Source organism: Verrucomicrobiota bacterium, assembly GCA_039192515.1.
Lineage (GTDB): Bacteria > Verrucomicrobiota > Verrucomicrobiia > Methylacidiphilales > JBCCWR01 > JBCCWR01.
Genome location: JBCCXA010000004.1, coordinates 69,247 through 83,472, shown reverse-complemented (window position 1 = coordinate 83,472; position 14,226 = coordinate 69,247). Strand labels below are relative to the sequence as shown.

The 14,226-nt window shown below is 40.6% G+C and carries 11 protein-coding genes; 2 read left to right on the top strand and 9 right to left on the bottom strand.

Annotated features, from left to right (window positions below):
* Positions 1–16: 16 nt before the first annotated feature.
* The 8 genes from AAGA18_03330 to icd all read right to left on the bottom strand — a co-directional run bounded on the left by AAGA18_03330 (position 17) and on the right by icd (position 9,125).
* Positions 17–1,570 carry a flippase activity-associated protein Agl23 gene (locus AAGA18_03330; protein MEM9444364.1) on the bottom strand — a complete coding sequence of 518 codons (1,554 nt, stop codon included), beginning with the start codon at positions 1,568–1,570 and terminating at the stop codon, positions 17–19.
* Positions 1,560–2,204: a discoidin domain-containing protein gene (locus AAGA18_03325; GenBank protein MEM9444363.1), complete on the bottom strand. Its 645-nt coding sequence runs from the start codon at positions 2,202–2,204 to the stop codon at positions 1,560–1,562. The genes AAGA18_03330 and AAGA18_03325 overlap by 11 nt, the downstream gene beginning before the upstream one ends.
* A 143-nt stretch (positions 2,205–2,347) precedes the next feature.
* Positions 2,348–2,992, bottom strand: coding sequence for a hypothetical protein (locus AAGA18_03320; protein ID MEM9444362.1), 645 nt, complete (start codon positions 2,990–2,992; stop codon positions 2,348–2,350).
* Between the two features lie 60 nt (positions 2,993–3,052).
* Positions 3,053–4,453, bottom strand: coding sequence for a Gfo/Idh/MocA family oxidoreductase (locus AAGA18_03315; protein MEM9444361.1), 1,401 nt, complete (start codon positions 4,451–4,453; stop codon positions 3,053–3,055).
* Positions 4,454–4,488: 35 nt separating this feature from the next.
* On the bottom strand, positions 4,489–5,013 hold the full coding sequence (locus tag AAGA18_03310; protein MEM9444360.1) for a MauE/DoxX family redox-associated membrane protein: 525 nt from the start codon (positions 5,011–5,013) through the stop codon (positions 4,489–4,491).
* Positions 5,014–5,200: 187 nt separating this feature from the next.
* A complete protein-coding gene (locus AAGA18_03305) occupies positions 5,201–5,947 on the bottom strand; it encodes an AraC family transcriptional regulator (protein ID MEM9444359.1) in 747 nt (248 codons plus the stop codon).
* Between the two features lie 38 nt (positions 5,948–5,985).
* Entirely contained in the window at positions 5,986–7,839 is a 1,854-nt protein-coding gene (locus AAGA18_03300) for a thioesterase family protein (GenBank protein ID MEM9444358.1), read from the bottom strand.
* 44 nt (positions 7,840–7,883) lie between these two features.
* Positions 7,884–9,125, bottom strand: a complete 1,242-nt coding sequence (gene icd, locus AAGA18_03295) for an NADP-dependent isocitrate dehydrogenase (protein ID MEM9444357.1) — start codon at positions 9,123–9,125, stop codon at positions 7,884–7,886.
* Between the two features lie 150 nt (positions 9,126–9,275).
* Here icd and AAGA18_03290 point away from each other — a divergent pair, with 150 nt between their 5' ends.
* Positions 9,276–10,598 (top strand): replication-associated recombination protein A, encoded by a 1,323-nt coding sequence (locus AAGA18_03290; protein ID MEM9444356.1) that lies wholly within the window; start codon positions 9,276–9,278, stop codon positions 10,596–10,598.
* An 8-nt stretch (positions 10,599–10,606) separates the two neighbouring features.
* Positions 10,607–13,045: an ATP-binding protein gene (locus tag AAGA18_03285; protein ID MEM9444355.1), complete on the top strand. Its 2,439-nt coding sequence runs from the start codon at positions 10,607–10,609 to the stop codon at positions 13,043–13,045.
* On the opposite strand, the gene AAGA18_03280 is transcribed toward AAGA18_03285, so the two are convergent.
* Complete coding sequence (locus AAGA18_03280) at positions 13,035–14,177, bottom strand: hypothetical protein (GenBank protein MEM9444354.1); 1,143 nt, start codon at positions 14,175–14,177, stop codon at positions 13,035–13,037. The two genes, AAGA18_03285 and AAGA18_03280, sit on opposite strands and share 11 nt — an antisense overlap.
* Positions 14,178–14,226 lie beyond the last annotated feature (49 nt).

The window sequence follows — 14,226 nt, the reverse complement described above, 5'->3', positions numbered from 1 at the left end:
GGTTTAAAAATAATTATTATTGATCCTTGATGAATTTATTCCAAAGATCTTTTCTTATTTTCATCACCAAAAATACACCATGTCTCAAACCATAAACTTCACTCATATATTCATCCTGTAAAACGATATCTAGGGCGTCATTCATATGCGGTGATGTAATGACAACTGGAGCGTCTGGATTTTCTGGAATGCTGTGCCAATAGCCTATGTTGGGATATGCTCGCAAATACCAAGGAACTGGCCAATATTCTTCACAGATAGCTTTGATCAGCACCTCTTTACCGTCTTCATGATATTGAGCAATAGCATCCAGCCTTTTCTGTAGCCTTAAAAAATCCCTACTTGTGTGTGAATAGACATAAGGATTACGCACATCTGAAGACAAGCGGTGATTCGTTAGCCGTGTAAAATCGACCGCTTGCCAGACCAAAGCCAGAAATAAAAGAGTGATCCCAGCCTTCCACCACCACTTTATTTTAGAAATCCATAAGAATTGCGCACTCCAACCACTTATGAGAATAAATCCATGCATAAAACCTAAAGCTAACCATGGCATCTTATAAGGTATAACAGAATAGATGGCCATGAGTACCCAACCATATAGCGCGAGTGTCCTAAGAAGTATTCTCTTTTTAGCATCTTCTATTTTTACGAGAAATACTATGATTGCTCCAATAAATGCTGGCGCCAGCACTATCCATTCATGAAAGACAAAGCCAGGGCCATTCTTATACCAGCCAAGAAGAGTAACATAATACCACCAGGGCTTCTCATGACCCTGACCTTCAGCACGATTAACATAAGAAAAGTAGGTTAAAAAGGAATCCACAATTCCTTGCGGATGTTTTCCAAATGATGAATAAAAAACGAAAGCAACAACAAGACCCACTACGACTCCTACACCCCAATGCCATAGCTGAAAACCTGTTCGCCAGATAACTGCTAACTCTTTAAACTGACCAGATTTCCATTCCATTAAAAGAACCCATATACAGGCTAATCCCAACGCTCCCCCCATGAGCACCCATGTCTCTTTGGACGCGAACATCAACCCAGTAAATACTCCAAGTCCAACCATCCAACCAAGACGAGGCTTACAAAAATATTTCCATCCGCAAATAAACACACCCATCATCCATACGATGAGCATCATCTCGTGAATGTAGTATCTACTATAATAGACAAAGATTGGAGATACCGCTGTCAACACAACAGCAAATAACATTCCTCCATTTCCAATTAGCCCTCTTAAAAACCACGTACTTCCAATCAACAACACACCAAAAAAAATCGGTAAGGCACGTAGAGTAGTCTCTTTTAGCTCTGCATGAGATTGTGCGCCTGAAAACCAGATAAAGGGAAGCGATAGATAATATAATGTAGGGCCATGATACTCGGTAAGATCATATTTATACTCTCCTTGCTCTATTAAATAACCTAGTTTCGTCGCATGGACTGCCTCATCCGTATGCATGGGTCTGACACCTGCATCCCATGCTCTGAGCACAAAGCCAACAGTGACTACGAACAGGAATAAAACTAAAAAAATGAATGTCTTTTTATCTACCAAATACTTCTACTTCAACGTAATGATTCATCTCACCAGAAATGCTTCCATTAGAATATAACCGAACATTTTGCCCTTCTTTACCACTTACAGCTATAGGCCATCCTTGAAAAGTCTCTTTATAAACCTTGTCTTGACCTTTGCCTAATTTAGACGAATTATCATAGTCGTTATTGAAAACAGTAGTCACACCCTTCTTAAATTCTGGGTCATTTGAAATCTGAGCAATAACATCATGATAAGCCCTTTCACTACCGTGGTAGTACCATAAAATTATCGCGTAGATCTTTGATTGCTTTTCTAGATCAAACTGGATCCATTGGATACTTGGTCCAGGCTCTACATAGCCGCCTTCGCCAGTTTCTTTTTCACCATCATTAATAAAATTCACTTCACCTAGTAATGGAAAATCATCACTTGAAGTAATCTTTTTATTTTTTGCCAGATTATTTACCTCTTCAGGCATCTGAGACCATTTGATTTTTCCATTATATAAATTTTCAAGCCCTTTATCCCAATTTGGGTTTGGAGTTTCTAAGAGTTGTTCAAGTGGCAATCCAGTTTTTAATAATCCAGCAAAACTTACTGAGCTTAAACCCAGAATAAAGCAAAATAGAGCCCTACATTTTTTATTCACTTTTATATCATCCCTTCTTAATTTGAATTTAATTTATCAAGTAATTGGACGGGCATTCTCAATTAAAAATTTATCAAATCTATAAAACAAAAACTCCCTACTACTTTTTGTAATAGGGAGTTTTACATTGAAAAACTTCGATTCTACTTCCCGAATACTTCCACCTCTATGTAATGATTCATTTCACCAGAAGTGCTTCCGTTTGAGTGCAAGCGAACATATTGTCCTTTAACACCTTTTACAGCGATTGGCCAACCCTCGTTCGTCTCTCCGTAAACTTTATCACTACCTTTTCCTAACTTAGCTGAATTATCATAGTCATTATTAAAGATAGTAGTTACATCCTTTTTGAACTCTGGATCGTTTGAGATTTGCACAACAACATCGTGGTATGCACGAAGTTGGGAGTGATAATGCCACACAACTATTGCATGGATTTCTGACTCCTTGGCAAGGTCAACTTGGACCCATTGAAGACCTGGTCCTAGTTCTACGAAGTAACCCTCGCCAGCATCTTTATCACCATCAGTAACAAACTCAAGTTCACCCAGAAGCGGGAAATCATCGCTAGAAGTGACCGCTTTACCCTTAGCAAGATTAGTCACGCCATCGGGAACTTCTGGCCATTTAACTTTACCCTTATATAGGTTTTTAACACCTTCATCCCATTTTGGATTAGGAGTCCCCATCAACTGAGGCTCAGGCAAATCCGTCTTTAGAGGTGCTGAGTAACCCACGGACGCTAAAGCGCACATGGCTATCAATACTGTTATACTTTTCTTCTTCATTCTTTACCTTATCTAATTAGCGAGGCTAACTTTATTGTTCACTACAGTATGACGTTAGTTCTATGCTATAAATTCACTGGGCTCAAATTTTAGCATTTTTTGTGCTCCAACAGCTTCGTTTGCCGCTAGAATCATTACCGAAGATGCAAATGCTTTATCTGCTGGGCAGTTTAAAGCCGTCTCTCCCCTTACCGAGTCAAAGAAGTTTTCCAGGTGGAATTGATGAATTTTTTTGTTACCTAGATCGACTGGAATGTCCCATGAAACAAGTGCAGCGGTTTCTCTTACATCCACTTTTCCAGAACCACCCTTGGGTTTGTCCCATGGTTTTGGAGCCAATGGATTATATCCACCTCCACCCCCAGATGCCCCTTGCTTAATGTAACCTTTATCAATCCACTCTGCCCAATCTGCTCCCGCTTCTTGGAAGACTTGAGTGTATTTTGGATTTTCAGAAATTTTAATAGCGCCACCTGTTCCCATGAAATACTCATAGTAGCCGCCGCCAGCACTTGTGGTAGTTTGAACCTGGTAGAAAGCCCTGGTCTTCCCAAGTTTACCTTCGTACTCATAAATGGCCATGACATTGTCATACCACTCATGCTTGTCATAAAAATCAACACCGCCACCTGCTATGATTGACTGAGGGTTTGCATCTAGAAACCAATTGTAAATATCAATCTGGTGAGCGCCCAGGTCGGAAATGGGCCCGCCACCGTATTGCTTGAACCATCTCCAGTTACGAAACTCAAACATATTAGCATAGCCATATTTATCAAGGGTTGACTGATCAATCTCATACTTTTTAGGCCAGGTATCATCCTCTTTAACGGCGCGATTCCACTGCCCGTTAATGGTTGTGATGCGCCCGCACAGATTTGCCTCGTCTATCAATTTTTCTTTAGCATGGATATATCTCGGGTTACTTCGTCTTTGGTGGCCGATTTGAAGAAGCTTACCCGTCTCACGTTGCGTAAGCACCATACTACGAGCACCTTCTACAGTATTAGACATCAATTTCTCGCAGTAGACATGACAGCCGGCACGCAGCGCCGCATTAGTATGGTCAGCATGGACAAAGTCAGGAGAAGCGACTATGACACAGTCCAAATCTTTCTCCGAATCAAGCATGTCTTGGTAGTCTGTGTAAACATTTACATCATGCTTAAACTTTTGAAGGTATCTTTGCGCATATTTTTGTTTGTAAGGCCATACATCGCAGATTGCTTTGAAACGGACACCTGACGGTATTTGTAGCATGGCGTCCATGAGCACTTTGCCCTGTGAACCAAATCCTATCACGGCGACGTTTAAATCTTCTTTCTTCGCCGACTCAGCCAGCGATTTCATCGGTTTAGAAGCTACAACCAAACCTGTTCCCAGAGCCGCGGCAGATGACACAAATTCACGGCGTGTCACATTTGTTAGATCTGTATTCTTCTGTTCAAGTTGATTACTCATAATTGGTTTCCTCAATTAAATGTGGCAGCTATCGGCTAATCCTTCCAAATGGCCAACTTATTGTGTTTCACCAGAAGTAAGGCCCAAACATTCATAGCGATGTGAATAGCAAGCCAAGCAATTCCAGCCCTCTCTTCCACTGCCATTAATCCGAAGCATAAAGAAACATACGTCAAACCTGATAAAATCAAAACTATTCTTGTTTTTATACCCAGGAGTAAAGCCACTCCTAGCGCCACGAGTAAATAGCCTAGAGGATAAGCGTAAAATTTAGTTATCCATTCAGGCATGAAAGAATTGCTGGCTATACCGCCAGCCATGCGATCCATATTGGTAAAATAATTTTCATTTGTATATGCACCATCCAATTCCCATTTTTCGATGCCTGCTATAAACCACCGAAGCCCTAAAAACAGTCTGAGGGTCAAAAATCCCCAAGTTTCGTTCGACCAGTTCAATGGCCAAATCCCATTACAACATTTTGTTTCGTTTTCTGCCATACTCTCATTCGACGGGTTTTCCTCCTGTATCATTTCATCTGCTAATGCTTTTTTAGACATAAACTCTTTCTTTCAATCAAATTAATTGGCTGTAGCGTTAACAATTAGCATTGTGCTTTTTATGTTAAGCAGCAAATAAGCTAGCATAATCTGCTAACTTGAAAACGAAAAAGGTTCATTGACTGAACCATTTTATTAAAAAAACATTAGGTTTCAGCCCAAAAAAATAGAGTTTATCAATTTTTCGTTATGCTTTTTTAGAATATTTCAGTCTATATTCCCTAGGCGTAACACCCAATCTAGCTGAGAATTCTTTTGTCATATAGCTTTGGTCACAAAAGCCACAATCGAAGGCGATTTCGGAAATAGTTCTGCTTGTATTAGTAAGTGCATAGCATGCGGAATTTAAACGAACTGTTTTGATATATCTTAGAGGAGAGGTATCAAAGGCTTTTGTAAAGCGGCGATTAAGGGTTCTGACTGTCAGTCCAGCTATTTCCGCGAGCTGCTCAACATTAATTTGTTTGGCAAAATTCATACGTATATACTCGACTACTGTGTTGAGATTAGAATCTGTAGATACTTGTATATCGCTCGCTGCCATTTTCCTTGAGATCCCAGCAATGCCCACGACCTCGCCATTGAGTCCAAATAAAGGGATCTTATTAGCCAAACACCAATCCAATTGAAGCTCATTATTGGGAACTAATTCCATACGATTTGGCAAAGGTTTTTGGCTTTCCATGACCAGCTTGTCATCTTCAACAAAGCAAGTTGCAATGGTTTCTGGGAAAAAGTCAAAATCTGTTTTACCGAGAACTTCATTCCCATCCTTAGTCCCAAGCATCTCTATAAAGCCTTGGTCAACCAAAACAAAGCGTCCTTCTTTATCTTTCATGAAAAACTGAATATCTGGAATGAGGCTAAAGAGTTCAGACAACTGTCCAGCTCTTAGGTTTTTTAAAAAAGATTGGTCACTATAGCAAAGAGTCATCCTCAAATCCTGTTCAGTAGATAAAATGGTATCAATTATTATATGTGAGGCGAGAAAGCTTTATAAACCTCTCGCGGAATGTCAATCAACTTATAATTACTAGAATCAACAAACATTAAGGACTGATTTCCCTTCCCCAGTAAATCATTTTGAGCATCGTAAATGCGATGCTCAAGCATCGCAAATTTTCTGTTGTTCTCACTAATTCGAATTTTAATTGTAATCTCATCAAATTCTTTGGCCTCCTTCGTGAATTTATGCTCAAAGGATCTGGTCAAAATAAAGTAATCTGTGTTATTTAGGTCAAAATTTGGCAATACCTTATTAAAAAATAGTTCTCTGGCTTTTCCAACCCAGACTGGATACATAGCAAAGTATATATTCCCCACAGAATTAGTATCTACATAAGTAGCCAAAACCTTATAAACAAACCAATGATTATCCTCAAAATAACCGCCCGAGCCTTTTACAACTTCAACAATTTTGGTTTTGTCTCCACTGCCGGTAACGCCTTCCTTTACCTGCTTAATGAGACTAGTAGCTTCCTCTTTGATGACTGTGGGCAAGTCAAGCTCCTCATCTGCACCTGGTTTCAAAAGTAACCACAAAACATAAATTAATGGCATAAGCGCGCCAATAATCTGCGCTGCAGGGGTCTCTTGAAAATAGCCATAGGAAAAAACCACAACTGCTACGCTTCCTACACAAAATAATTTAATTTGAGGTAAGGGAATGGTGGGCTTCGCAGAGTAACACCGACTAACTGCCAGAGCTTCATAACCTACAAAAAACGTCGCATAAAAGATCATGTAATATTCCAACTGAAATTTTGCAATCACCGCAAATATAGTAAAGAAGCCGCAAAAGATTAATGTGGGGATAGGTGAAGAGACTATCCACTCAGGAACAATGGAAAAAATCATGTGCTTGCTGGCTTTAGCATTGGAAGAGAGAAACCATTTGAGTGCTATATAGCCACTATCTAACGTGGTCAAAATACAAATACATATAAATGCACAGTACGCAGGAAAAACCAGGTCTCTCAGATATTCATGATTATAGAAAAAGGCCGTATTGATTCCTTGCGCATAGCTATATAAATCAATGCCCTTGAGGATGCCAATTTGACTAAGCTCACTAATCCCAGTCCTTGTTCCCACTACCCACCAAGTCAACAACCCATGAAATAGTAGAAGAAGGAAAAAGCAAGTCGCACCTATGACATATGACTGAAAGATAGATGCCTTTTCTCGGCGTATCTGGATAGCCCTCTGCCACTGCTGTAGGTCGAGCCAGGGCCCTAACAATAAACCTATACATAAAGGAATAACATAGCCCCAATAACCCATATCTTTGATTGGTTCAAAACTTATCCAACCTTGCTTTTGGATATCATCAAAATCGATATGAAAAAACAATATCCCTATAGCCACAAGCATAATAAGCCCAAGTGATAAATGGCTAAATTTGATGCGCGTGATATCAAACTCTTCACCAAATAAACTAGCGGCTGCAAGCACTACTAACAGGGTTAAAGGAAGGTACAGTAAGAATGGCTCTAGACCTAAAGGCTCCCAAAGATAGCGTATAATTGCAAAGATCGTCAGCATTAATGCTAACACCTGATAAAGAAAAAATACTAAACGAAATGGCCTGGACCACTGAGCATAAAATTCCGAGAGAGACTCGGGACCAGGTTTTCGATTAGCTACACGCTGAAGAATATATCCATATATAAGAAGCCCTAAGGCATTAGGAATAGCGAAGGATAACAAGCCAAAAAGCCCAAAGAGATAGGTAATCTGAACAGAGAAAAATAAGCCTAAACCCCACATCCATGACAAAGCAATCGAGTTGCCCCAAAGAAAAGGATTTATCAGACGCTTTACCATGTCGAACGAGGCATTACACTACATTATAACGCCATCGTAAGGAATCACATATTTTCAATAATTGCTGAACCAAATTCTGAGCACTTAAGTTCTGCAGCACCTTCAATCAAACGGGCTAAATCATAAGTCACTTTCTTTTGTGAAATAGTTTCTTCCAATCCCTTAATCACCAAATCGGCAGCCTCAGCCCAACCTAGGTATCTGAACATCATTTCACCAGAAAGTATAACAGAACCAGGATTTACTTTGTCTTGTCCAGCATATTTGGGTGCTGTGCCATGGGTAGCTTCAAAAACTGCAAACCCGCTTTCAAAATTAATGTTACCTCCAGGAGCTATTCCAATACCACCTACTTGCGCTGCAAGGGCGTCTGATACGTAGTCACCATTGAGATTTAGCGTCGCTATAACGTCGTATTCAGAAGGACGGGTTAGGATTTGCTGCAGGAAGGCATCCGCAATAACATCTTTTACAACGATTCCATTAGGAAGCTCGCACCATGGCCCTCCGTCTATTTCTTTGCCTCCAAATTCATTTTTGGCTACCTCATATGCCCAGTCACGGAAAGCACCTTCGGTAAATTTCATAATATTTCCCTTGTGCACTAAGGTTACGCTTTTCCGCCCCTGGTCTATGGCATACTGAATAGCCGCTTTTACCAAGCGTGAGGTTCCCTCAATTGAAACAGGTTTTAAACCAATACCACAAGTATCTGGGAAGCGGATTTTCTTGAATCGATCAGGAAAATTCTCGGCTAATAAAGTCTTGAGCTTCTTGACCTCATCACTTGCTTCCTCAAACTCGATACCTGCGTAAATATCCTCGGTATTTTCACGAAAGATCACCATATCAACTAGCTCGGGTTTTCTTACAGGACTTTCTACTCCCTTAAAATATCTAACCGGGCGCTGACAAGTATAGAGATCTAACTCTTGACGAAGAGCCACATTTAGAGACCGAATCCCTCCACCAACAGGAGTTGTTAATGGCCCCTTAATTCCCACCAAGAACTCACGAAAGGCATTGAGTGTGTCTTCTGGCAACCAGCTCTGAGTCTTATTGAAAGCTTTTTCTCCTGCATACACTTCAAACCAACTAATTTTCTTGGTCCCTCCATATGCTTTTTCAACAGCTGCATCAAAGACGCGCTGGGAAGCCGCCCAAATGTCCGGACCTATACCATCTCCCTCAATAAAAGGAACTATAGGATTATCCGGCACATTTAATTTACCATTCTTAATCTTAATTTGATCACCAGCTGGAGGTGTAATATCTTTATAGTCCATTGTCTTGTATCATTCTCTAAACATTGTTAAACGAGCCAGAGACTACCTTTTGAATAACTAATGGCAAGAAAAAGCAAAAAAACTACTGTCTTAGGTGACTACAGAGCTTATGATTAATGAATGACAGGTGATTTTTTTGGCTCTGAGACGATGACCAGACCTCAGCTGCAACCGCCTGACCAGAGCCTCGCCAGCCGCTTTCGCCCAAACTCACTGGAGACCTTCTTTGGCCAAGAACATATCCTAGGTCCAGGCAAACTTCTGCTACGGCTAATTGAAAGCAACAGAATAACAGCACTCCTTTTCCATGGACCGCCTGGAACTGGAAAAACAACTCTTGCCCACATCATAGCTCGTAAGGGGGAAGATCACTTCGTATTATTAAATGGCGTAGAATCTTCAGTCGCGGATATCCGTAAGTGTGTTGATCAAGCCAAACAGTTATGGAACTCTTCAAAAAGGAAAACACTTGCTTTGGTCGATGAAGTTCACCGCTTTAACAAGAGCCAACAAGATGCTCTACTCCCACACGTTGAAGAAGGTTGGATTCGTTTGATCGGCGCAACCACAGAAAATCCCTATTTCTCTCTAACTTCAGCTCTTTTGTCTCGTATGCAACTGTTTGAATTCCTTCCGTTAACTGAAAATGAGATAGTGGCGCTTCTTAACCGTGCCCTTGAAGATCAACTAAAAGGGTTGGGTAAATATCAAGTGGAAGCTGAACCTGAAGCACTAATCCATCTGGCCAAAGTATGCGAAGGCGACGCTCGAAAAGCATTAAATGCTTTAGAAGTTGGCATCATGACAACCAATACTTTCTCCGAAAAACAGGCAATTGCATTTACCTTGGAAATCGCTGAAGAATCTATTCAGAAGAAGGCTATAATTTATGATATTCAGGGAGACCAGCACTACGATACAATATCTGCTTTCATCAAATCGATACGAGCTTCCGAACCTGATGCTGCACTGTATTGGTTGGCCAAGATGCTTCAAGCTGGGGAAGAGATACGCTTTATTGCCAGACGCCTTACTATCTTGGCGGCTGAAGACATAGGACTCGCCGATCCCCAAGGGCTTATTTTAGCAAATGCTTGCCAAGCATCAATTGAGTGCATTGGCATGCCTGAGGCCAGGATCATACTTGCGGAGACTACTGTTTACCTAGCAACCGCACCGAAAAGCAACCGCTCTTACGCTGCTCTTGAGTCAGTTCTTTCAGACTTATCTAAGGAGCGCACCCTAGGTGTTCCAAAAGCTCTACGGGATAGTCATTATCCGGGAGCTAAAAAAAGAGGCCATGGCAAGGGCTACCAATATCCGCATGATTACCCCAATGCTATAGCACCTGGACCATTTATCGAGAATCTAAAAAAGTACTATGAACCTACAAACAACGGTTATGAAAAAATCATTAAAGAACGCCTCATAAAATGGGATAAATCCAAACAGCATCAGGATTTCAATCCTTAGAAGTTTCTATGAAAATTGCAAAAAAGCCTCAAAAGTTTTTTCAACTTCTGAATCCCGTTTGGTACTTAGATGCACTTCTTTTTTGGTCCATTTTTACGAGTAGCACTATCTTCATGTTTGGACTAATCACAAATGATTCCAAAGATGTACTACGTAGCATTATCAACCGCGATCTTGAAATTATTATCCAGCAAACAACTCAGTCTTTATACAAAACACAAATGAGCATTAGAGAGCTTGACTCGGCTAAGCAGAAGAAAATAATTTCGCGGGAATTAGACACGCTTCTAAGTAATAATCGAGACCTACTAGGGATCCGCCTCTATACCAAGGGCCTAGACAAAGATCTGGTATTGCTTGTATCTTCGAATCAATCCATTTCTGATCCCCAAAAAAAAGAACAAGTTCAAAAGTCATTTAAATCAGAAAGCTATAAATCAATGATAGCAAGTGCTTCATCGACTCGCAATATAACCAGAAGCTCATGGAGGTTTTTAAAAAGTTACCACTACCAATTAGTAACGCCCGAGTCTCCAGTGGTTGAGTACATCGCCCAGCCCTTTACTGCAAATGAAGAATCATTCACTGGCTTATATCCCATGCTTGTTTTTGCTTTTGATGCTCAAAAAATCAGACACCCCTTTAAGAATATTGACTATACAAACGGTCAGGTAATTGGAATATCTATCTTATTTGCTACCTTATTGAGCCTTCTTATTCGCCGGCGAAGCATGCAGAGAGAAGAAGCTGTTAAAGCCAAATTAGCTGCTCTCAATATACTCAAGCAAAGAGACTCTATTCTAGCAACTTTAGCTCAAACAGGTGACCGCCTTCTTGGACAAAAAGATATCTCTATGCTGTTGAACCGCATGCTCAGAAAAATTGATGAGGCTTTGGCTACTAAAAATTGTTATGCTATACTACACCTACCGCAAAGAGAGTTCTCTATTACAGAAACAGATACACTGATATTAGGAACTCAGATTAACCGCCCAATTCTATCAAGCATTGAACAATTAGAACAGGCTCCTTGGAACAACTATCGCTACAACCTCAAAAAGGGTAAGCCTTTAGCCTTGCCTTATGAAAAAGCCCATTTCTCTGTTAGGAAAGAGCTCGAGAAACATAATATTAAAAATCTGATAATCTTACCTATTTTCATCAACGAACAGCTCAGGGGCTTTCTCATACTAGAAGACCATCTTCACTCGGAAACTTCTGAATCAGGATTGATTGATTGCCTTCGTCTAGCTGCTGAACTCATAGGAACCGCCTATGACTATGAACAAAGCGAAAAAGCTCTAAGACAATCAAGTAAGATGCAAGCACTGGGCCGTATGGCTGGAGGTGTAGCTCATGAATTTAATAATTTACTGCATATCGTAACAGGAAATTTAGATCGCCTCTTAAGCTCATTAGAAAGATCGGCTAGCGATTCCGAGGACCGCCAAATTGTAAGCAATGTTCTAGAAGTTGCTCATAGAGGCGAAATAATTGTAGAGCAACTCCTTAAAGCAACGCGACAACACTCCACAAATTTACGCTCGGCTAACCTAAATGATATTGTTAACAGAACCCTTGTGCTTGCAAAACCTATCCTAAAAAACACCATCCATATCAATACACGGCTCACACCTACTCTACCAGCATGCTACCTAGACGAAGGCCAGATCAGCCAAGTCATTCTTAACCTCTTACTCAATGCCAATGACGCTATTGAGGAAAATGGAACCATTGTGATTTCCACCGGAATCTTTAAGCCTGATGAAAATCCTTCCTCTCAAGAAGGTTACGTATTTTGTAAAATCCAAGACAGTGGCACAGGAATCGATTTAAAACTCAAAGATTCTATCTTTGACCCCTTTGTCACTAGTAAAGAGCCCGGTAAAGGAACTGGTCTTGGTCTCTCCACGTGTAAAGGCATATTATCTGCACATTCTGGGTATATTAGCGCTACAAATGTGGAACCCCATGGTGCCGTTTTCACAATTGCTATTCCAGTTGCCTCTTTTTCGGAAGCCTCGCCTGATAAGAAGAAAATAACGTCACCTATTCGAAAACCCTCCGGTACTAGGGCTATTATTGCAGATGATGAGCCACTCTGCCTGCAGGTGCTTACAGACAACTTGCATGAATCTGGTTTAAAAATCTACTCTGCTAACAATGGAACAGAAGCTCTTGAGCTCGCACAACAATATGGTCTTACTATAGACTGGATTATAACAGATTGGACTATGCCAGGCCCACCTGGAGCAAAGCTTGTCGCTGAGCTCAGAAAATTGGCACCAAGCGCACTGATAATTGTGACAAGCGGATACATACTAGAGAGTGAGCAAAATAAGAATATAGATGCGATTATCAAAAAGCCCTTTCAACCTGAGCTACTTTTAGGAACGATGCAACGTCTTCAGATAGATCGCCAACGTAAATCAGCTTTTACTCATTAAGATGATCAGCCTTATCCAAGGTGATTTCTTCCTCTGCCATGATCTGACCAATCAGATCCTTTGATGCCTTTTCCCTCTCTGCTTCTTTTTGGGCGAGTTTATCCCAAATAATTTTTTGCCTCTCAATGACTCCTCCGTCTTGAGATACTTCCAATAGGAAGTCCGCTCTATTAAACCATGCAGTCGGTAATACAAGAGGCACGCCATCCATCTCTTTACCTAACTTTGAAATCACCTTGAAATACCCACAGGTGTTTAGCATCTCATTTTGTTTTTCATCATCTAGCAACCATTCAGCCAATTTCATAGCTTCCTTTAGTTCCACAGCCTTTGCCCCTAGTAATAGATGATCGAATAAAATCATTGAGCCTTGGGCAGGGGACTTTATATAAGTTCCCGCTGGAATTTGATGACTATTTTTGACTAAATATGAAAGAGGTATATAGGTGACATCTATTTCTAGATCTTTATATTTTCTCCATAGCGTTTTTTCATCAAAAAGTTTATCCATCAATTCCTCTGCTAAAACATCTCCAATAACATTTCTTTCATCAAGATTTGCTGGGTTAGCCACTTTTCCAGATTCCTTCAATGACAACGCAGCTAATAAATGTTTATCCTTAGGCCATGCACTATTCGCAGCTTTACGCCAATTCCGGTAAATATCTCCTTTATTCTCAGGGTTACGCACCAAAAATAAATAGGGAGTCCACCTCCAGGGTCTTGTATACAGCCCATCAATGTCAAAAGGATGATTTGTAAAAACGGGGCTCACACCATCTTGCTTCAGTTTATCATCAAGTTTTACTAGAGCGACTTCTTCCGCCAACCCCAGCATCTTTCTGGGTGTTAAGATATACAGCTCGGCATCGAGCAAAATATCATCCGGTAAGTTTTCATGGAATTGGAACTGGGTGATCTTCAACCCACCATTAGCTAACCATGCATCACACCAGATCTTAGGTATGCCTTCATACTCAAAAACAACTCTTAACTCTCTCTCGGGTGATTTCTCTAGTGCTAGCAACCTTTCCTTAAAATTGCCCTCCTTCTGCTTTGAACAACCTACAATAGAAAATAAAACCGCAAAAATAGTTAAAGGGGCGATCCCAGTTGGTTTTATGTTCAACATCTACCTACGTAGTAATAGAGCTTTCAAGCATTCACACAATCACAAACAG